Raw genomic sequence first — 18,222 nt, 5'->3', positions numbered from 1 at the left:
GTTCCTGTCCGGATCGCAAGCTTTGAAAGCAGATGCCCTGGATTTTTTGGGCGACGGCGCAATCACCTTTCTGGGCCTGCTCGCTATCGGTTGGAGTCTGACATGGCGGGCGCGGTCGGCGATGATCCAGGGCGTGTTCTTGGGATTTCTGGGGCTTGGCGTTGTCGGCAGCACAATCTGGCGTGTCCTGAATCAGACGACACCAGAGGCCGGGTTAATGGGAGCCTTCGCCGTGGGCGCGCTGATCGTAAACATTCTTGCGGTGCTGCCGCTGCTAAAACACCGCAAGGGCGACGCCAACATGCGGGCCGTATGGCTGTTCTCCCGGAACGACGCCATCGGCAACCTCGCCGTGGTGATCGCTGCCGGACTGGTCGCCTGGCTCGGCAGTGCCTGGCCTGACCTCATCGTTGCTTTCGCCATCGCAGGGCTGTTCCTGCATTCGTCATGGATGATCATCCGGGATGCGCGGAGTGATCTGTCAGAAACCGAGTGATCTGGCGGAAAAGCTGACGTGCGAACCGGAAACCGACATTCGCCACTGCGCAGCGAGTCCGGAACTTTGGGCTCGAACCGGCAGTTTGCTGCGATGGGCATGAACGTCCGGTCTGACGCGGTAGCCGCATGATGTGCATGTCGAGAAGAAAGCAGCGCTCACGCGCCGCCCTCATGCTTCAGGACCGGAATGCCCAGCTTGCGCGCCTTGTCGGCAAGGTTCTCCTGGATCCCGGTGCCGGGGAAAACCAGCACACCAATCGGCAGGACGTCAAGCATCGCATCGTTGCGCTTGAAAGGGGCCGACCGACCGTGGTTGGTCCAGTCGGGCCGGAACGCGACCTGCGGCACCTTGCGGTGATCGGCCCAGCGGGAGGCGATGAGTTCCGCGCCCTTGGGTGAGCCGCCATGGAGCAGCACCATGTCCGGGTGCTTGGCATGGACACGGTCGAGGCGCGCCCAGATCAGGCGGTGATCGTTGAAATCCGCCCCGCCGGTCACGGCCACCTTGGGGCCTTCGGGAAGAAGCAACTGCGATTCGGCCCGGCGGCGGGCTGCGAGGAAATCCCGGCTGTCGATCATCGCGGCGGTCAGGTTGCGATGGCTGACGCGCGAACCGGACCGGGGATGCCAGGGCTTGCCTAGGTGATGCTCGAAGCCCTCGGCGGCGAGGTCGCGGAAGAGTTCCAGCGCGGTACGCCGTTCGACCATGCTCTGCCCCTCGGCCACCAGGCGTTCGAGTTCGAGGGATTTCACCTCGGAGCCGTCCTGTTCCCTTTGCAGGCGGCGCTGCGCCTGTTCGTTGTCGTCGAGCTGCCGCTCGGTCCGCGCCAGCGCGCGGTGGAAGAGGTTGACCGCGCCCCAGAGCAGTTCGTCGAGATCGGGTTCGAGCCGCGTGTCGCCGAGCGTTGCGACAAGGGCGTCGATGATATCGGCGACGGCCCCGGCGATCTGGTCGCCCTCCGGCAAGGGGCGCGGGTCGGGTTCATCCTCGTAGGGGCGCCAACCGTAGAGCTGGAGTTCGGTCAGGACATGGGCGGTCGGGGACGTACTGTGATGCGGCTCACGGGCATCGGTTTCGGGATCAAGGGTCATCTGTGGGGTCCTTCCTCGGGGGAGCCGCGCGCCACACGCGGCCTTCGTGGCAGGAACGCGCCCACGGGCGGGACGGTCGGGCAGCCCGAGCCCTTCGCGAGGGCCTTGATGGCCAAGCCCGGCTATTTTGCATCGCGATGCAAAGCGCCCCGCGGGGCGCGGCGGAAAATAGTCGGAGCGCGGCCATTGCCGGGCCGTCCCGGTTGTGGGCCCCCTGCCCTCTGAGAAGGCCGTGCGCGCAGGCCTGTCCCGTGGTCGGGACCTGCGCGGCATACCCGTCCGAAAGCGATGCTGTGAGCCTTGCAGCGCCAGCCCGATTGCCACCCTGTCACACCGGCACGAACCGCGCGGCGTCCTGGGCTTGGAGATGTAGCCGCAACCGCGCTTGCAAGGCCGCCAGACCATAGCGCCGGAGATCATCGTTGAAATCGCCCAATCGCGGCGTGAGGGTCAGCGTCTCGATCCCGGCCTCGGTTGCGCGTGCGGCCAATCGATCCCTTGCCGCCGCGCCCGCCGGATCGCGATCGCGCAACACGTAGAGCCGCCGCAGGCCAGCGGGAAACTGGATGGCGGCCAGGTGTCCCGACGACAGCGCCGCGAGGGCGGGCATTTCGGGCAGGGCCGAACGCACGGATAGGACCGTCTCGATCCCCTCGCCCGCGATGAGCACGTCACCGGGCGCGCCAAACCGCACCCCGTTCCCGAGCAAAGCCCCCATCGCGCGCCGCGGCGTGTCGATATTGGCCTTGGCGCTCCCGTCCGGGCGTAACCACGTGCGGTGAGTCCCGGTCTGCCGGCCCTCGAGATCGGTGATGGCAGCAAGCATGGCCGGAAGCCGTGCAACCGGCCCGCCGCCGTCGGGCCGATAGTAGCAGGCGAGATGGAACCGCAGGCTTGGCATCTGGTCGGTCGCTCGGATGCCACGCCCACACAGATAGATTTCCACCGGAGTTCCGCGGATCGACACGGCCATTGCAAACAGGCGTCGCGCCGCTTCCTGGGATCCGATGGCAGCTGGTGGCTGTGAATGTGGAGAATGCTGTCGGGGTGGATCAGGTAAGGGCAGGCTCAAGAAGCGTCGGGCCTCGTCGGCGACGTCCTTGAAGTCGACCAATCCGCAGGATTCGCGGATGACATCGAGCAGATCGCCATGCTCGGACGTGGCTGCATCAGTCCATTTTCCGGCAGCACGGGTGCCGGTTGCTGGCCCGGACAAGCGTACGAACATGGACCGCCCAGCGGTGTTCCGAACATCACCAACCAGCCAGTAGTGGCCCTGCTTCCGCCCGTTCGAGAGATAATGCCGGCACACAGCCTCGGCATTTTCGGCAAGCTGGCGCGAGAGATCGGCGGCGGAGCTTGTCATGTCGACCTCCATCATGCTTGGACGAAATCAGGGGCCCGCCATGACTGACGGGCCCCTGTGTTAGGAACCTGGGTGGAAGGTCCCGACCTGCTCGAAGGTCACTCGGCGGCTGTTTTGGCGAAGGCGTAACCGGCGACGGGATCATCGTCCTCCATCGGGTCGGAGTCTCCGATAGCCGGTTCGCCGCCGTCTTCCGCCGATTGTGCTTCGCCGGTGTCGGGCTCGTGGTCCGAAGGTCCTCCATCGGCGTCGTCGATCAACTTGATCTCAGGCGCGTCCTCTTCCGGCAGGGGTGGCGTGCGTAGCGGGTCGGGTAGCCAGCCGGTGCCGACGAGCAGGTCCTCGGCAGCGGTCACCATCTCGGCCTTTTTCAGCCCTGCGATCCGGTCAGTGGCGTCCTCGCCCTTCGCGTCGCGCACGGCCTCGAGGATGCGCGCCTTGGTCACGCGACCGAGGTAGCTGTCGCCTGTTGCCGTCCAGCCCGCCTTGGCCATGTCGAGCCGGACGGTCCCGGCCAGAACATCCGCATGCGCGATGGCGCGCGGGCGGCGCTGGTAGGGGTCGTGGACGGCATTGACGCTCATCGCCACGCAATGGGCGAAGAGCGCCTCGCGGCTGCAACTGTCGAACTCGGTCAGGGCCTCCCAGAGCTCTTCGGGCGCCTTCGGCAGGTTGCGCGCCCAGGTCTCGTGGCGCTGGTCAATGGCCTGCGCATAGCCCGTGTCGCCGAGGCCCGGCACCTGCGATCCGAAGCCCGCGTTGCGCGGTTCGATCTCGACGCAGCTGTCGACGGCGTAGCGGTAGAAGAGCCGCAGGACCATCGCGTGCAGGGCCGCGAGGAAGGCGACCTGCGGGTCCTGGGCCAGCGCATTGCGCAGCGCCAGGGTGCGATGGGCCGTCAGTTCCATGACGAGGCGGTCGGAGAGCGGTTTCAGGCCGTCGTCCTCTTCTTCGTCGTCCGTGGTGGACGTGACGGTGTCGTCGGAGTCCTCGACTGACGCTGCTTCCGGTGCGACGTCGCCAGTGTCCTCCACCTCTTCCACAGGCTCATCCTCGGGCCGCACGTAGCCGCGCTCCACGCGCAGACGCCCCGAGCTGTCGATGCTGACGAAGGCTCCGGCCAGCGCGAGGTCGTCGACCTCGAACCGGATCGGACGCGCCTCGAACGCCTCCATCGCCTCCTCGATCTCGCCCAACCGGGCATCGACTTCGTCGGGCAGTTCGTCGGCCTCTGCGTGCTCGGCCTCGAGCGCGTCGTATTCGGCCTTCAGAGCTTGGTAGCTTGCAGCCTCCTCGTCGCTCATCGGCTCCGCTTCGCCATGGATCCGGCGCATGCCGAAGGTATGGCCATAGGGGAATTCGGTATCCACCTCGACCCATTTCCAGCCCTCGGCACGGACCCCCTCGGCCTCCTCGGCCAGCTTCTCGTGCACCATGACGTCGAGAAGGGCGGCATCCTGCAGCCAGCCGCCGTCGTCCTGCTGGAACAGGTCGCGCAGGATCTCGCCCCCGGCCTCGACATAATCGTCGAGCCCGACGAAATGCGCCCGTTTGTCCGAGGCTCGCACGGCACCCTCGGTCAGCATGCGGCGGATCTCGTAGGGCTGCCGCGAATAGTGCCGCTGCAGCGCCTCCCAGACCTGAACCTGGAGCGCGTGATCGGGATTGACCGTAAAGGCCATGAGCTGGTCGAGCGTCATTTCCTCCTCGGCATAGGCATCATGCAGCGATGGTGCCACGGCGGCGAGCTTCAGCCGCTGCTTGACCACGCTGGCCGAGACGAAGAACGCCGCGGCGATCTCCTCCTCGGTGCGGCCCTTGTCCCGCATCGACTGAAACGCACGGAACTGGTCGAGCGGGTGTAGCGGCGCGCGCTGGACGTTTTCGGCGAGGCTGTCCTCTTCGGCCAGTCCGTCCGTGCGCACGATGCAGGGGACAAGTGCTGTCTTGTTCATGCGCTTTTGCTTTACAAGCAGCTCGAGCGCCCGGAACCGCCGCCCACCGGCGGGGATCGTGTACATGCCGGTCTCGGCGCCGCTGTCGTCCAGCACCGGCCGCACGGTGATGGAGCTCAGCAGCGTCCGCCGCGCGATGTCTTCGGCCAGTTCCTCGATCGACACACCGGCCTTGACGTGGCGCACGTTCGACTGGCTGAGCATCAGCTTGTTGAAGGGAATGTCGCGCGAGGCGCTGAGGGTGATTTTCTGTTGCTTTGTCATCGGGATATCTCCGCGACAGGCCAGCCGGGAGCCTCTCTCCCGACCTCCAAACCCGTCACGGAAAACCCGGCCCACCTCTTACTCTGAGAGAGCCACGATAGATCGATGCCGACACCGCGAAACTTCCCACCATCACCACTTGCAATGGCGAACGTGCCATACTATTTCTGAAGCAAGAGGGTTGGTTCCCTCACCGGCATAGACGGGCTAAGCATTCGGTGCTGCCCAATATTTTAAGGGCCGCCGGAGAGTAGCTGCTTAGTAGCAGCACCTGCGGCGGCCTCAATTGCCAAGTCAGCTTTCCTGTCGAAATAGCCGAAAAAACCTCCAAGGTTGCGCCTAAGCCACCCGGGTTTAAGCTGTTCGTCTATTTCGCGGCTCATGCGAGCAACGTCGATATCCGCACTCCTGAGAATCTGACGCAGTGCTTCACAGGTCAGTGCGTCGCCATGTTGATCTTCTACCGGCTCCAAGGCCGATAGACGGTCAACAAGTGATTTGAGCGCGGACTCTAGAGACCTCGGACCAGAGATCAGTCCTGCCTCAACCTGGCGCAAATAGAATGAATGTGCAAAAACAAGTGTCCTCAGCTGCGAGTAAAACAGCCTCGCAAGTCGTTCATTTGCATTTTCATCATCCAAGTCCCTTTGAGATTGGATTACGGCAGTATCAAAAATTTGGCCCTGTGACCCAGATCGTGTAAGAAATAACCTCAAGTCATCTTGATCGAGGAGATTCCGTTTCTGGCGTTCCTCTGCCAGCCTTGTCTGGTTCCCAGCCCTAATAAATACGAATGGCTTCCCCACGCCGACATAGTTGGCCCCAACAGTTGAGATGTCGAACGTACTTAGTGCCTTCGTTTTTGTGCTGCTGAGAAGCCATCCATCGCGAAGAGCATTCATCGCGTTCGAAAAAGGCTGCGTCAGCTCTCTGCCGTCAACGAGCTGTACTCGAACCTCTTCATCAAGAAGCTTCTTCGCCAAAGTGGATGCAATATACTGGGCATCGCCTCTAGTAACTGAGATGTCGGCAAGCGATCCTTCGTTGAGGCGAAAACCTAGTTCAAATCTGCCAGCCATCTGACCATCGAAAAAGAACCGGCGATAGAATGGGTAAGCAAGAATTGGGCGATTGAAATCAGCAAAAGGTGATACGAATATTTGCTCCGGATAACGAATTAGGTTGTCGCAATCGGCATAGTAATTCTCTCCAGAAAATCCATTTCCAGACTTTGTCCGCGTATGTATAGCTCCAAAGCCACGGGCGAATTGCGCCTGAGGATCGGTCCTCCCCCAAGCAGGCCGATCAAGCCTTCCGGCATTTTCGCGATGCAAGTTGCGAAAGTCCGCAACGGGGAAGGTGATCGAAATATACATGACTTCTGATTGCTCCTTATCCAGCATAACGACAATTAGATGGTACAAGCTTCGCGGACCAGACTTGTTTTCCTTGTGGCCCCAAGGTGGCGGTGCACTTGTGCCCGCCACCCAATATCGAGGATTAAAGCGCCCTTTCCAACAACACCTTCGCTTTCCCCTCCATCACCAGCCGCGCATCCTGCTGCGGCTTGGACCGGGCCACCGCCGTGATCCCTTGCACGAAGTCGAAGACGCTCTCGGGCGGGCGGCCTTCCTCGGCAAGGACCGTCTCGACGATCCGCCCCGTTTCCGCCTTCGAGAACCCGCGCTTGCGCAGGAAATCCTGTCGGTCGTCGTCCGACCGTGCGACGATCGTCTCCCGCGCCGCGCGGATGCCGTCGATGAAGGGCGCGGGCGAGGACTCGGCGAAGCGGCTGAGCGCCGGGGCGGCCTCGTGGGCGAAGCGGGAGGCGGCGTATTTCGAGTGTCGGATCGTGATCTCCTGGAAATCCTCGACGCCCCAGAGATTGCGGTTCTGGCAGACCGCGCGCAGGTAGAAGCTGGCGATGCCGAGCGTCTTCGCTCCGACCTCCGAATTCCAGCAATAGAATCCCCGGAAATAGAGGTCGGGCGAGCCGTCGGGCAGCAGCCCCGCCTCGATGGGGTTCAGATCGTCGACGAGGAACAGGAACACGTCGCGGTCCGAGGCGTAGAGCGTCGTCGTCTCCTTCGTAACGTCCACGCGCGGGTTGTAGATGCCGGTCGACCAGTCGAGCACGCCCGGCACCTTCCAGCGCGTGTCGCCCGTGCCATTGCCCGCGATGCGTTGAACTGCAGAGACCAACTCGTGGTCGTAGATGCGGCCATAGTCGGGTCCGGTCACGGCGCGCAGTTCGGTGCGACCGTTCGCGACCTCCATGGTCTTGATCTGCTCGGCCCGGTGGTTGGTCAGGCCGTATTGCAGGTTGATCCCCGCCAGCGGCGCAGGCAGCTGCCGCAGATAGGCGGCGGGCGCGCCGACGAGGCTCGAGAGCTGGCCGAAGGACCAATGCGTTGGTGCGATGGGTTCATCCGCACCGGGCAGGACCAGCCCCAGCTTCTTCGGGTTGTCGCGATGCGCCTCGACCCGGATCGCAGCACTTTCCACCGTCCGCGTCCGGCTCCGCTCCGCCCGGCCTTTGACGGATGCGAAGAGATCGTCGAGCGACAGATACCGCTCGTCGTCGGGCCGCGAGAACCACTCGGACGACACGCGGTCCACATTCGTGCCGCGCGACACATCCACCTTGTAGCCGCGGCTCATGTCAGGCCCGGCATCGATAATCTCGGTATTCATGTGTTTTCTCCCGCGACGGGCGCCGGAGGCCTCTCCTCCAGCCTTCAACCCGTCACGGCTCCCCTGCCCGCCTCTGGCTCTCTGAAACCCGGTGAACGTCCGCAGGAAGTCCGCCGATTTGATCGCATTCTGTCCTATTTGTTCGCCATCTTGCGCCGCCGCTTGCCGCCCTTTTCACGATCCAGGTCCCTGATCCCATCGAACACCGCCGCCCGCTCGCATTGATGGACAACGTGGCTGAGGTCAGGATGCGGAGCAGAGAAACCACCGAGACTGACCGATGAACACGCTTTTTCTCCTGATGGCTCAATATGATGGCCGCGCGGTCGTGCCGGTCGATGCGGTCTGCAAAGACTACTTTTCCCATCTGACCTTGCCGAAGTTTCTCAGGAAGGTCAGTTCCGGTGAAATCGATCTGCCGCTGGTGCGATCGGAGCGCAGCCAGAAGAGCGCGAAGGGCGTCCACCTTTCGGATCTCGCCAGCTATCTCGACAAGCGTCGCGAGGTTGCGCTGTACGAGCGGGACGCCTTCAAGTAGTGACCTTCGGCTTTTCAGAGTAGGCTCGTCCTGTGGCTCAGAGCACCCGCTGGAAGCAATCCGCCGAGGGGTTTTGTCACCACCTCGATCCGTCCAATCCAGCTGGCTAAAGCTTCGCCGGTGAAAAACTGGGCATAACCTTTCCAGCCCGACGCCAACCCTCTGAAATTAAATTCGAAAACAGGGTCGCTCGACGATGGCCTATCAGATTTTCTGCCTACTTTTTGTGCGCACGACCGGGACGGACTTACAACATAATTTACAACACGGGTTACAACATGACCGTAAAAAATTGAAATTTAACAGACTTTTTGAACTGTCGGTCCAGTCCATCATAGGGGCACAGGATAATCTAGCGTGTTGATTTATTTGCATTTTTTGTGTATCTTCAAACTGTTGGCGGCGGATGCTGCTACGCTGGAATACGCCCCAATATCCCCGAATTTGCCCCTCTACGACGACTCATTGCACACACAGCGCACACGAAAATGGCCTCCATCACCAAGCTCCCCTCCGGTGCATACCGGGTCCAGATCAGACGAAAGGGCCGCTACGCGAGCGAGACGTTCCTCCGCCGCGACGACGCCCATCGCTGGGCCCGCCAGGCGGAGACCCGGGTCGATCAAGGGCTGGCGCCGAACAAGTCGTCCGTTTCCCGCCTCCAGACCTTTGGCGACCTCATCGACCTTCATATAACCGATATGTGCGAGGTAGGGAAACCGCCGCGTCGCAGCAAGACCGCCACGCTCACGACGCTCAAGCGCGATCTCGGCAAGGAGAAGATCGGGCACCTGGACCGGCAGAAGCTGATCGACTACGGCAAGATGCGGGCGGAGCAAGGTGCGGGCCCGGTGACGCTCGGGATCGATATCGGGGTGATCAAGATGATCATTACCCACGCGGCAGCCGTGCACGGGCTCGACATTTCTCCGGAACCCGTCGATCTGGCACGCGTCGCGCTCAAGCGTCTCGGCCTCATCGGCAAGGGCACAGAGCGGGATCGTCGTCCCACCACGGACGAGTTGAACCGCCTCTTCCGTTGCTTCGAGGACAACGAGCGCCTGACCCTGCCGATGACACGCATCGTGAAGTTCGCGGTGGCCACGGCGATGCGGTTGGACGAGATCTGCCGCGTCGAATGGAGCGATCTCGATGTCCACCGCCGGATGCTCATGATCCGCGACAGGAAGGACCCGCGCAACAAGACCGGGAACGACCAGCGGATCCCGCTCTTCGCCGCCACGGGGTTCGATGCCTGGGCATTGGTCACCGAACAGGCCAAGGAACTCGGGCACGCAAGGGGCCGGATCTTTCCCTACAACTCGAAATCGGTCGGAACGGCCTTCCGGCGCGCCTGCGTCGAGGTCAGCGTGAAGGACCTGCATTTCCACGATCTACGCCATGAGGGCACAAGCCGCCTGTTCGAGGCCGGCTTCGCGATCGAACAGGTCTCGCTGGTCACCGGCCACAAGGATTGGAAAATGCTGCGCCGGTACACGCATATCCGCCCGGAAACGCTGCACCGGCTTGCCGCGTCGCGCGCCCCTTCCCGGCTCGAGACCCGCGCAGCCGAGTGATCCGAGAGTCAGAGGGGTGCCGTCCCGGCCCGTGACGGGTTTGGAGGTCGAGAGAGAGGCTTTCGGCCGCCCGTTGCGGGAGAAAACCCATGAACACCGAAATTATCGATGCCGGGCGTGACATCAGCGGCGGCTACAAGGTGGATGTGTCGCGCGGCACGAACGTGGACCGCGTGTCGTCCGAGTGGTTCTCGCGGCCGGATGACGAGCGGTATCTGTCGCTCGATGATCTCTTCGCCTCGGTCAAGGGGCGTGCGGAGCGGAGCCGGACGCGGACGGTGGAAAGTGCTGCGATCCGGGTCGAGGCGCATCGCGACAACCCGGAGAAGCTGGGCATTGTCGTGCCAGGCACGGATGAACCCATCGCGCCGACGCATTGGAGCTTTGGCCAGCTCTCGAGCCTTGTCGGCGCGCCCGCGGCCTATCTGCGGCAGCTGCCCGCGCCGCTGGCGGGGATCAACCTGCAATACGGGCTGACCAACCACCGGGCCGAGCAGATCAAGACCATGGAGGTCGCGGATGGCCGCACGGAACTGCGCGCTGTCACCGGCCCCGACTATGGCCGCATCTACGACCATGAACTGGTCTCCGCCGTGCAGCGCATCGCGGGCAACGGGACAGGCGACACGCGTTGGAAGGTCCCCGGCGTCCTCGACTGGTCCACCGGCATCTACAACCCGCGCGTGGACGTCACGAAGGAGACGACGACGCTCTACGCCTCGGACCGCGACGTGTTCCTGTTCCTCGTCGACGATCTGAACCCGATCGAAGCGGGCCTGCTGCCCGATGGCTCGCCCGACCTCTACTTCCGGGGGTTCTACTGCTGGAATTCCGAGGTCGGCGCCAAGACGCTCGGCATCGCCAGCTTCTATCTGCGTGCGGTGTGTCAGAACCGCAACCTCTGGGGCGTCGAGGATTTCCAAGAGATCACGATCCGGCACTCCAAATACGCCGCCTCCCGGTTCGCACATGAGGCTGCTCCGTCGCTGAGCCGCTTCGCCGAGTCCTCGCCCGCACCTTTCATCGACGGCATCCGCGCGGCGCGGGAGAAGATCGTCGCGCGGTCGGACGAGGACCGTCAGGATTTCCTGCGCAAGCGCGGGTTCTCGAAGGCGGAAACCGGGCGGATCGTCGAGACGGTGCTTGCCGAGGAAGGCCGCCCGCCCGAGAGCGTCTTCGACTTTGTGCAGGGGATCACCGCAGTGGCTCGGTCGAAGCCACAGCAAGATGCGCGGCTGGTGATGGAGGGGAAGGCGAAGGCGTTGCTGGAGAAAGCCGTCTAGGGAAGTATGTGGCGGGCGGCCATCAAAGGTTGGTCGCCCGTTGTAAATCCAAGGGTCGAGGATTACGGATCATAGATTATTGGTTCGCGCTGCACTTTGCGATGACGTCACCTCGGAGTTGGTACATGGAAGAAATCGATTGGTCCGATCGCGCGTTTTATGACGATGGGGAGTGGGTGACTTGGTCAGAAATAGACGAACAGCTTCGATACAAGGAATGGGGTGCTAAATATCCAAATGCAATCCGTTCGATGATTCCGTTTTTCCTTGATCTATTGTCCTTGGCTGAGAGCTATCATCTGGAAACCGGTCTGCATTTGAACGTTTACGGAGATATCGGAGAGCTATTTGGCGCAATCACCTACGGCATAAAGCTGAACAAAAACTATGCCCAAGGCGCCGATGGAAGACTCGGAAATGACCACATTGAGGTCAAGGCCATCACGCCTTTCAAAAACCGAGATGAGGTATTCGTGAAGCTGGCAGGAAATTGGTCCAAGTTATTGGTAGTCAAAATAAATGAGGATTTCGAGGTTTCTGGCAGAATGATTGATCGAAAGTCTTTTCCAAAGACGAAAGGCAAGAGTCTGCGTGTCCGATGGAGCGATTTGCCGTCCGATCAGTGAGGGGCTCCTTTTCTGTTCTTTAGCGCTGCGGCGCGGTGCCCCTTCTGCCTTTAGAGTGAAAGGGGTGCCGGGTTTTCCGTGACGGGTTTGGAGGTCGGGAGAGAGGCTCTCGGCTGGCCCGTCGCGGAGTATCCCGATGACCAAGCAACAGAAAATCACCCTCAGCGCCTCACGCGACATTCCCTTCAACAAGCTGATGCTCAGCCAGTCGAACGTGCGCCACGTCAAGGCGGGCGTCTCGATCGAGGAACTGGCCGAGGACATCGCGCGGCGGACGCTGCTCAGCTCCATCACCGTGCGGCCCGCGCTGGACGACAGCGGCGCCGAGACCGGCATGTACACGATCCCCGCCGGCGGGCGGCGGTTCCGGGCGCTCGAACTGCTCGTCAAGCAGAAGCGCATGAACAAGACCGCTCTGGTGCCCTGCATCGTGCGTACCGATGGGCTCGCCGAAGAGGACAGCCTCGCCGAGAACGTCCAGCGCGCGCCCCTGCATCCGCTCGACCAGTTCCGCGCCTTCCAGGCGATGCGCGAGAAGGGCCGGACCGAAGAGGAGATCGCCGCGGCCTTCTTCGTTTCGGCCAGCGTGGTCAAGCAGCGGCTGAAGCTCGCCGCCGTGGCGCCCTCGCTGCTCGACGCCTATGCCGAGGAGGAGATGACGCTCGACCAGCTCATGGCCTTCACGGTCAACCCTGACCACGCGCGACAGGAACAGGTCTGGGAGGCGCTGCAGCGGCACTATTCCCGGCAGCCCTACGAAATTCGGCGCATGCTGACCGAGGGTGCGGTGCGGGCCTCGGACAAGCGGGCGCAGTTCGTCGGGCTGGACGATTACGTCGAGGCCGGGGGCGAAATCCTGCGCGACCTGTTCCAGCAGGACGACGGCGGCTGGCTGCAGGATGCCGCCCTTCTCGACGTCATGGTGCGCGAGAAGCTCGCCGAGGAGGCCGAGGCGGTCCGCGCCGAGGGCTGGAAATGGGTCGAGGTCAATACCGAGTTCCCCTATGGCCACACCTTCGGGATGCGCCGGGTCCATGGCGAGGCGGTGCCGATGACCTGTGAGGAGGCCGCCAGCTACCAGGCGCTGAAGGCCGAATACGACGCGCTCGAGGCCGAGCATGCGGAGGCCGACGAGCTGCCCGACGACATCGATACCCGGTTGGGCGAGATCGAGGAGGCGATGGAAGCACTCGAGGCGCGTCCGATCCAGTACGAGGCCGACGATCTCGCTCTGGCCGGGGCCTTCGTCAGCATCGACAGCTCCGGGCGACTGCGGGTCGAGCGCGGCTACGTGCGGCCCGAGGATGAACCGGTCGAGGAGGCGAAGGACACCGGCGAGGTCGCACCGGAAGCAGCGCCGGGCGAGGACATTGATGACACCGTCACTTCCACCACGGACGAGGAGGAAGAGGACGACGGCCTCAAACCGCTCTCCGACCGCCTCGTCATGGAACTGACGGCCCACCGTACCCTGGCATTGCGCAATGCGATGGCCCAGGATCCGCAGGTCGCGTTCCTCGCGGCGCTGCACGCGATGGTCCTGCGGCTCTTCTACCGCTACGCCGTCGACAGCTGCGTCGAGATCGAACCGCGGACCGCCACCTTCGGATCGCAGGTGTCGGGCCTCGGTGATACGGCCTATGCGCAGGCCATCGACCAGCGTCACGAGACCTGGGCGCGCAACCTGCCGAAGGCACCCGAGGACCTCTGGCAGGCGCTGACCGAGTTCGACAGCTGCAGCCGCGAGGCGCTCTTCGCTCATTGCGTGGCGATGAGCGTGAATGCCGTCCACGATCCCTACCAGCGCCGTCCCCGCGCCATCGCGCATGCGGATGTGCTGGCCGGGACCGTCGGCCTCGACATGGCCAAGGCGGGCTGGACGGTGACAGGCGACAGCTACCTCGGTCGCGTGACCAAGGCCCGCATCCTCGAGGCCGTGCGCGAGGCAAAGGGCGAAGATGCCGCTGACCGGATCGCCGGCCTGAAGAAGGCGGAGATGGTGACCGCCGCCGAGGACCTGCTCGTCGGCACCGGGTGGCTGCCCGACCCGCTGCGCACGCCGCCGCTGCCGGAAGAGGACGCGCCGGAGATCGAGTTGGTCGACGACACCGACACCGCCGATGGAGGACCTTCGGACGACGATCCCGAGACCGGCGAAGCGCAATCGGCGGAAGACGGCGGCGAACCGGCTATCGGAGATTCCGACCCCTCGGAAGAAGATGATCCCGTCGCCGGTGACGCCTTCGCCAAGACAGCCGCCGAGTGACCTTCGAGCAGATCGGAGCTCCTGTCCCCCGAGTTCCGGCAGCCGGGGTCCGCCAGAAATGGCGGGCCCCTTTTTATATCCACGACAGGAGGCACAAAGCATGCAAAGCCCCGCCGCCGACATCGCCCGCCGCCTTGCCGAGAATGCCGAAACAGTCTGCCGTCACTACCTTACGAACGGGCGCAAACAGGGCCGCTACTGGATCGTTGGCGATGTGCAGAATACGCCGGGCCGCAGCCTCTATGTCCGACTGACCGGTCCGATCTCTGGTCCCGGTGCCGCCGGAAAATGGACCGATTCCGCAACCGGGCAGCATGGCGACCTTCTGGACCTGATCGCCTTGAACATGGGTATAACCACCCTGAGGGACACGCTGGACGAAGCGCGCAGGTTTCTCAGCCTGCCGCAGACAGAAAGGCACCGCGCCGCCAATCCCCCAGTCTCTCGCGGCTCACCCGAGGCCGCCCAGCGGCTCTGGGCCATGGGCCAGCCGATGTCGGGCACCTTGGCGGAACGCTATCTCGCAGGGCGCGGCCTCACCGGGCTGGGCGATCTCGACAGCCTCCGGTTTCACCCGAAATGCTTTTACGTGCGCGAGGATCACGCGCCGACAGACCGTCCTGAGGCCTGGCCCGCCCTGCTCGCCAAGGTGACGGACCTCGACGGACGGCTCACCGGCCTGCACCGCACCTGGCTTGACCCCGCCACTGCGGACAAGGCCCCGGTCATTCCACCGCGCAAGGCGATGGGCAATCTCCTCGGCCATGGTGTTCGCATCGGCAAACCGGTCAGCGTGCTGGCCGCAGGCGAAGGGCTGGAGACCATGCTCTCCCTGCATCTGGCGCTGCCGGAGTTGCCTGCGGTGGCGGCTCTGTCCGCCAATCATCTCGCAGCCCTGCAACTGCCCGCCGATCTTCGCCGCCTCTACATCGCCGTCGATGCCGACCCGGCAGGCCTGTCCACCGCGGACCAACTGGCGCATCGGGCCATCGGGGCCGGGATCGCCGCCGTCCATCTCTCCCCCTGTCTCGGCGATTTCAATGACGATCTGCGGGCCAATGGCCGCGACGCCTTGCGCGCGCATCTGCGTCCGCAACTGGCGCCCGAGGATGCCGTGACCTTCCTAGACCACGCCATCGATTGATCGGGATCGGCGCAGCCGGCCAGCGCCTCCGCGATCAGAGCCACGCCTTCCGGCCTTCCGAGAGCGGGCAAAACGGAGCAGAGCCCGGACGGGCCCGCAACGGCCATGGCCGTCCTCCGCTGCGCTCCGGTTCCACCCCATCGCGCGGGCGCGACGGGGACCCCTGAGAATGCAGCCCCGTCCGGCCCCCGCTTTTCCGTTGCCCGGGAAGGCCGCGAGAGGCGCGGCTTCGACAACCGGAGACGACATCATGACCGACACACATCTTCAAACCCGATCTTCCACCGCCGTCGTGCTCGAGGAACTGCAGCTCTACGGCTGGCGCCCCTTCACCGACGAGCCCGATCCCCGCCCCTTGCCGGAACCCGACGCCATTCGCACCGCCGTCGCCGACATCTTCGACGCGCTCGTCTCGACGCTGTCCGACACGCGGTTGGAGCCCGACCTCGAAGACCTGCTCTGGTCAATGGCCAACCTGTTCCACCGCACATCGACGCGGATAAACCGTGAGCTCGACAGCAATGAACAGGCGCAGAAGCGGTCGCACCGCGAGCAGGACGGATCCGAGGTCCGCTCGGTCGAACTGGAAACCCTGATCGCGGAAGGCATCACGCTGCTCGAGCGGCGCAATGCCTTTGAGGCCATGCGCGATCTCGCCGCCGAGTTGTTCGAGACCCATCTCGGCCAGACCTGGCACCCGCGCACGGGCAGCCATGTGAACCGCCGCACCCTGACCGCCTCGTTGATCGACAGCCGCGATCACTTGGCCGCAAGACGCAGGGCCGATCTGGAACCGCTCCTGCCCCAAGGCACAAAAATCGCCTTCACCGGCGGGCTGGACTGCAACGATCATGCGGCCATCTGGGCGGCCCTCGACCGCGTCCATGCGAAACACGCCGACATGGTGCTGCTGCACGGCGGCGCACCGCGCGGGGCCGAACGCATCGCTGCAGCCTGGGCCGACAACCGCAGCGTGACACAGATCGTCTTCAAGCCCGACTGGACGCGGCACGGCAAATCGGCCCCCTTCAAGCGCAACGACCAGTTGCTCGACACCCTGCCCATCGGGCTCATCGTCTTTCCGGGCTCGGGCATCACCGAAAATCTCGCCGACAAGGCCCGCGCGATGGGCATTCCCCTCTTAGACTTTCGGCCGAAAACCGCCCCACAGGCATGACCGGATTTCCGCCGATGCCCGCCCCGGACCCTCCCGGGGCTGGCCGTTTTCTGCTATGATCTGCCCGTGCCAATGGAGGAGGTGGCGGCGCGATCCTTGTTCTCGAAAGGAGTGCCTCATGTTTTTCTCCACCCTCTTCACGCTGTTCGGCCTCGGTGCCCTCTGCTGGATCCTGTTCAACTTGGCCGTCTACGCCCTGCCCTTCGCGATCGGGCTGACGTCCGGCATGTATCTTCACGAAACGGGCCAAGGCGTTTTCCTGTCGATCATTGCGGGCCTCTTCATCGGCGGCTTCGTCGCCGCTCTGGGGGAATTCGCCTTTGACCGCATCCGTTGGGCCCCGCTCAAACTCGCCATCGGTCTGATCTACGCGGTCCCCGCCGGGATCGCCGGGTTTCATGCGGCAAAGGGTCTTGCCGAGTTTGGCAGCGCGGGCGCTGCGACCATCACCCTCCTGTCTTGGCTGGGCGCGCTGGTCGTGGGCGGGACCGCTTGGGCGCGGGTGTCGGGCTGGTCCGAGGTCAACGCCATGTCCGACCCGCATCCGCACAGGTCTTTCGACGAACACTGAACGCCCTGTGAAGCTTGCGCCGGTGCGTGCCGTTCGCCAGATCGTCAGCGTGCGCCGCAACCGATTGCTGAAAAAGGTCTCGATGCTCGCCATCACCGCAGCGTTGCGGTTGGGCAGGACCGGCTGAGCCAGATCGCCGAAACCCACGTTGTTGCGCATGGCCCCGGTCGCGCATCCACTTGGAACAACGGCAAACCGAACATCACGGCGGACAAACACAGACACGGCGAGAGGGGGCAATCCCGGAGTACCGAAGCACGTCCGGGACATGCACCGTTTCCGCCTGCACGCCAAAACCTGTCTTTGCACGACGCATGCTGTCGGGGTCTTGCGCGGTCCAGAGGCAGCCTGTCATCCCCTCTCCCATGGCTTGCGCCACGCGTCCCTTGCGGGCCTCTCAGCGGCTGATCTGACCGTGATCGGCTGACGCCTCGACCGCCTAGGCCGCAACGGCCGGTCCGGACTTTCTTCCCCTGGCGCCCCCGAAAAGTATCGGGTCCGCCATTCCTCGCGGCACAAGAAAGACCGGCCTTGCCGTCCTCCGCTGGCGCTGCGGGCCACAGGGGCTGCGTCGGCGGATCGTCCCGGTCCTGACGATCGCCATCGAGGCCGCGAAGGGCGCGGGCTCGGACAAGCCAAAAGGAGATATGACATGGCCACCATCGGAACCTTCAAGAAGACCGGCAGCGAATACGTCGGCGAGATCGTCACCCTGAGCGTTCAGGCGAAAGCCGTCCGCATCGTCCCCGAGGACAGCACCCCCAACGACAACGCCCCCTCCCACCGCGTCTTCGTCGGCCGTGCCGAGATCGGCGCCGCCTGGTCCAAGCGCTCGACCGAGGGCCGCGACTACCTGAGCCTCAAGCTCGACGACCCGAGCTTCACCCAGCCGATCTACGCCAACCTCTTCGACGACACGGTGATCGAAGGCGGCGAGGAGACCTTCAGCCTCATCTGGTCGCGCCCCAACACCCGCCGCAACGGCGACTGACAGCAGACCGCCCCGCCCGGGATCACCGGGCGGGGTGCGCTTTGCTCCCGCGAGTTTAACAATGAGCGCTTCGAGGACATGCCTTAACTGACCGGTCCGGCAATTTGCGGCCGTCTGCGACTGTGTCGAGCGCTGCAATGCACCTTCACCACGACTAGCCAGTTGCTATAGGTTGTTCCT

The 18,222-nt window shown here is 63.8% G+C and carries 15 protein-coding genes; 10 read left to right on the top strand and 5 right to left on the bottom strand.

All coding sequences use genetic code 11. The annotated features are described in order from the left end of the window. Positions 1 to 496: cation efflux transmembrane domain-containing protein (locus tag ACN0WV_RS16635; RefSeq protein WP_417607240.1), on the top strand; the 496-nt coding region annotated here is incomplete at its 5' end. A 158-nt stretch (positions 497 to 654) separates the two neighbouring features. Here the strand turns inward: ACN0WV_RS16635 and ACN0WV_RS16630 are convergent. From ACN0WV_RS16630 to ACN0WV_RS16610, 5 genes are all read right to left on the bottom strand, one after another. Continuing rightward, entirely contained in the window at positions 655 to 1,590 is a 936-nt protein-coding gene (locus ACN0WV_RS16630) for a DUF2493 domain-containing protein (RefSeq protein ID WP_417607238.1), read from the bottom strand. Between the two features lie 328 nt (positions 1,591 to 1,918). Continuing rightward, positions 1,919 to 2,971 (bottom strand): DUF7146 domain-containing protein, encoded by a 1,053-nt coding sequence (locus ACN0WV_RS16625; protein WP_417607236.1) that lies wholly within the window; start codon positions 2,969 to 2,971, stop codon positions 1,919 to 1,921. 83 nt (positions 2,972 to 3,054) lie between these two features. Next, on the bottom strand, positions 3,055 to 5,175 hold the full coding sequence (locus ACN0WV_RS16620) for a ParB/RepB/Spo0J family partition protein (RefSeq protein ID WP_417607234.1): 2,121 nt from the start codon (positions 5,173 to 5,175) through the stop codon (positions 3,055 to 3,057). A 233-nt stretch (positions 5,176 to 5,408) separates the two neighbouring features. Then, the gene (locus ACN0WV_RS16615) at positions 5,409 to 6,578 is read right to left on the bottom strand and encodes a hypothetical protein (protein ID WP_417607233.1); all 1,170 of its coding nucleotides are present in this window, start codon (positions 6,576 to 6,578) and stop codon (positions 5,409 to 5,411) included. 97 nt (positions 6,579 to 6,675) lie between these two features. After that, entirely contained in the window at positions 6,676 to 7,869 is a 1,194-nt protein-coding gene (locus ACN0WV_RS16610) for a DUF932 domain-containing protein (RefSeq protein WP_417607231.1), read from the bottom strand. A 280-nt stretch (positions 7,870 to 8,149) separates the two neighbouring features. Here ACN0WV_RS16610 and ACN0WV_RS16605 point away from each other — a divergent pair, with 280 nt between their 5' ends. The 9 genes from ACN0WV_RS16605 to ACN0WV_RS16565 all read left to right on the top strand — a co-directional run bounded on the left by ACN0WV_RS16605 (position 8,150) and on the right by ACN0WV_RS16565 (position 18,042). Then, a complete protein-coding gene (locus ACN0WV_RS16605) occupies positions 8,150 to 8,407 on the top strand; it encodes a pyocin activator PrtN family protein (protein ID WP_417607229.1) in 258 nt (85 codons plus the stop codon). A gap of 488 nt (positions 8,408 to 8,895) precedes the next feature. Further along, the gene (locus tag ACN0WV_RS16600; protein WP_417607227.1) at positions 8,896 to 9,984 is read left to right on the top strand and encodes a site-specific integrase; all 1,089 of its coding nucleotides are present in this window, start codon (positions 8,896 to 8,898) and stop codon (positions 9,982 to 9,984) included. 89 nt (positions 9,985 to 10,073) lie between these two features. After that, a complete protein-coding gene (locus ACN0WV_RS16595; RefSeq protein ID WP_417607225.1) occupies positions 10,074 to 11,267 on the top strand; it encodes a DUF932 domain-containing protein in 1,194 nt (397 codons plus the stop codon). 125 nt (positions 11,268 to 11,392) lie between these two features. Next, positions 11,393 to 11,893: a hypothetical protein gene (locus ACN0WV_RS16590; RefSeq protein WP_417607224.1), complete on the top strand. Its 501-nt coding sequence runs from the start codon at positions 11,393 to 11,395 to the stop codon at positions 11,891 to 11,893. 136 nt (positions 11,894 to 12,029) lie between these two features. After that, positions 12,030 to 14,159: a ParB/RepB/Spo0J family partition protein gene (locus ACN0WV_RS16585; protein WP_417607222.1), complete on the top strand. Its 2,130-nt coding sequence runs from the start codon at positions 12,030 to 12,032 to the stop codon at positions 14,157 to 14,159. A 100-nt stretch (positions 14,160 to 14,259) separates the two neighbouring features. Then, entirely contained in the window at positions 14,260 to 15,303 is a 1,044-nt protein-coding gene (locus ACN0WV_RS16580) for a DUF7146 domain-containing protein (RefSeq protein WP_417607221.1), read from the top strand. 250 nt (positions 15,304 to 15,553) lie between these two features. Then, on the top strand, positions 15,554 to 16,480 hold the full coding sequence (locus ACN0WV_RS16575) for a DUF2493 domain-containing protein (RefSeq protein WP_417607220.1): 927 nt from the start codon (positions 15,554 to 15,556) through the stop codon (positions 16,478 to 16,480). A 118-nt stretch (positions 16,481 to 16,598) separates the two neighbouring features. Next, the gene (locus ACN0WV_RS16570; RefSeq protein ID WP_417607218.1) at positions 16,599 to 17,051 is read left to right on the top strand and encodes a hypothetical protein; all 453 of its coding nucleotides are present in this window, start codon (positions 16,599 to 16,601) and stop codon (positions 17,049 to 17,051) included. A 652-nt stretch (positions 17,052 to 17,703) separates the two neighbouring features. Beyond that, entirely contained in the window at positions 17,704 to 18,042 is a 339-nt protein-coding gene (locus ACN0WV_RS16565; protein ID WP_021100681.1) for a DUF736 domain-containing protein, read from the top strand. The last annotated feature ends 180 nt before the right edge of the window (positions 18,043 to 18,222 follow it).

Source organism: Primorskyibacter flagellatus (genome assembly GCF_048268605.1).
Classification (GTDB): Bacteria; Pseudomonadota; Alphaproteobacteria; order Rhodobacterales; family Rhodobacteraceae; genus Primorskyibacter; species Primorskyibacter flagellatus.
This window is presented reverse-complemented; position numbering and strand designations above follow the sequence as displayed.

Coding starts and splice junctions, on each gene's coding strand:
- ACN0WV_RS16565 (WP_021100681.1), top strand. CDS start 17,704: ATGGCCACCATCGGAACCTTCAAGAAGACCGGCAGCGAATACGTCGGC.
- ACN0WV_RS16590 (WP_417607224.1), top strand. CDS start 11,393: ATGGAAGAAATCGATTGGTCCGATCGCGCGTTTTATGACGATGGGGAG.
- ACN0WV_RS16630 (WP_417607238.1), bottom strand. CDS start 1,590: ATGACCCTTGATCCCGAAACCGATGCCCGTGAGCCGCATCACAGTACG.
- ACN0WV_RS16595 (WP_417607225.1), top strand. CDS start 10,074: ATGAACACCGAAATTATCGATGCCGGGCGTGACATCAGCGGCGGCTAC.
- ACN0WV_RS16585 (WP_417607222.1), top strand. CDS start 12,030: ATGACCAAGCAACAGAAAATCACCCTCAGCGCCTCACGCGACATTCCC.
- ACN0WV_RS16570 (WP_417607218.1), top strand. CDS start 16,599: ATGTTTTTCTCCACCCTCTTCACGCTGTTCGGCCTCGGTGCCCTCTGC.
- ACN0WV_RS16610 (WP_417607231.1), bottom strand. CDS start 7,869: ATGAATACCGAGATTATCGATGCCGGGCCTGACATGAGCCGCGGCTAC.
- ACN0WV_RS16625 (WP_417607236.1), bottom strand. CDS start 2,971: ATGATGGAGGTCGACATGACAAGCTCCGCCGCCGATCTCTCGCGCCAG.
- ACN0WV_RS16575 (WP_417607220.1), top strand. CDS start 15,554: ATGACCGACACACATCTTCAAACCCGATCTTCCACCGCCGTCGTGCTC.
- ACN0WV_RS16600 (WP_417607227.1), top strand. CDS start 8,896: ATGGCCTCCATCACCAAGCTCCCCTCCGGTGCATACCGGGTCCAGATC.
- ACN0WV_RS16615 (WP_417607233.1), bottom strand. CDS start 6,578: ATGCTGGATAAGGAGCAATCAGAAGTCATGTATATTTCGATCACCTTC.
- ACN0WV_RS16620 (WP_417607234.1), bottom strand. CDS start 5,175: ATGACAAAGCAACAGAAAATCACCCTCAGCGCCTCGCGCGACATTCCC.
- ACN0WV_RS16580 (WP_417607221.1), top strand. CDS start 14,260: ATGCAAAGCCCCGCCGCCGACATCGCCCGCCGCCTTGCCGAGAATGCC.
- ACN0WV_RS16605 (WP_417607229.1), top strand. CDS start 8,150: ATGAACACGCTTTTTCTCCTGATGGCTCAATATGATGGCCGCGCGGTC.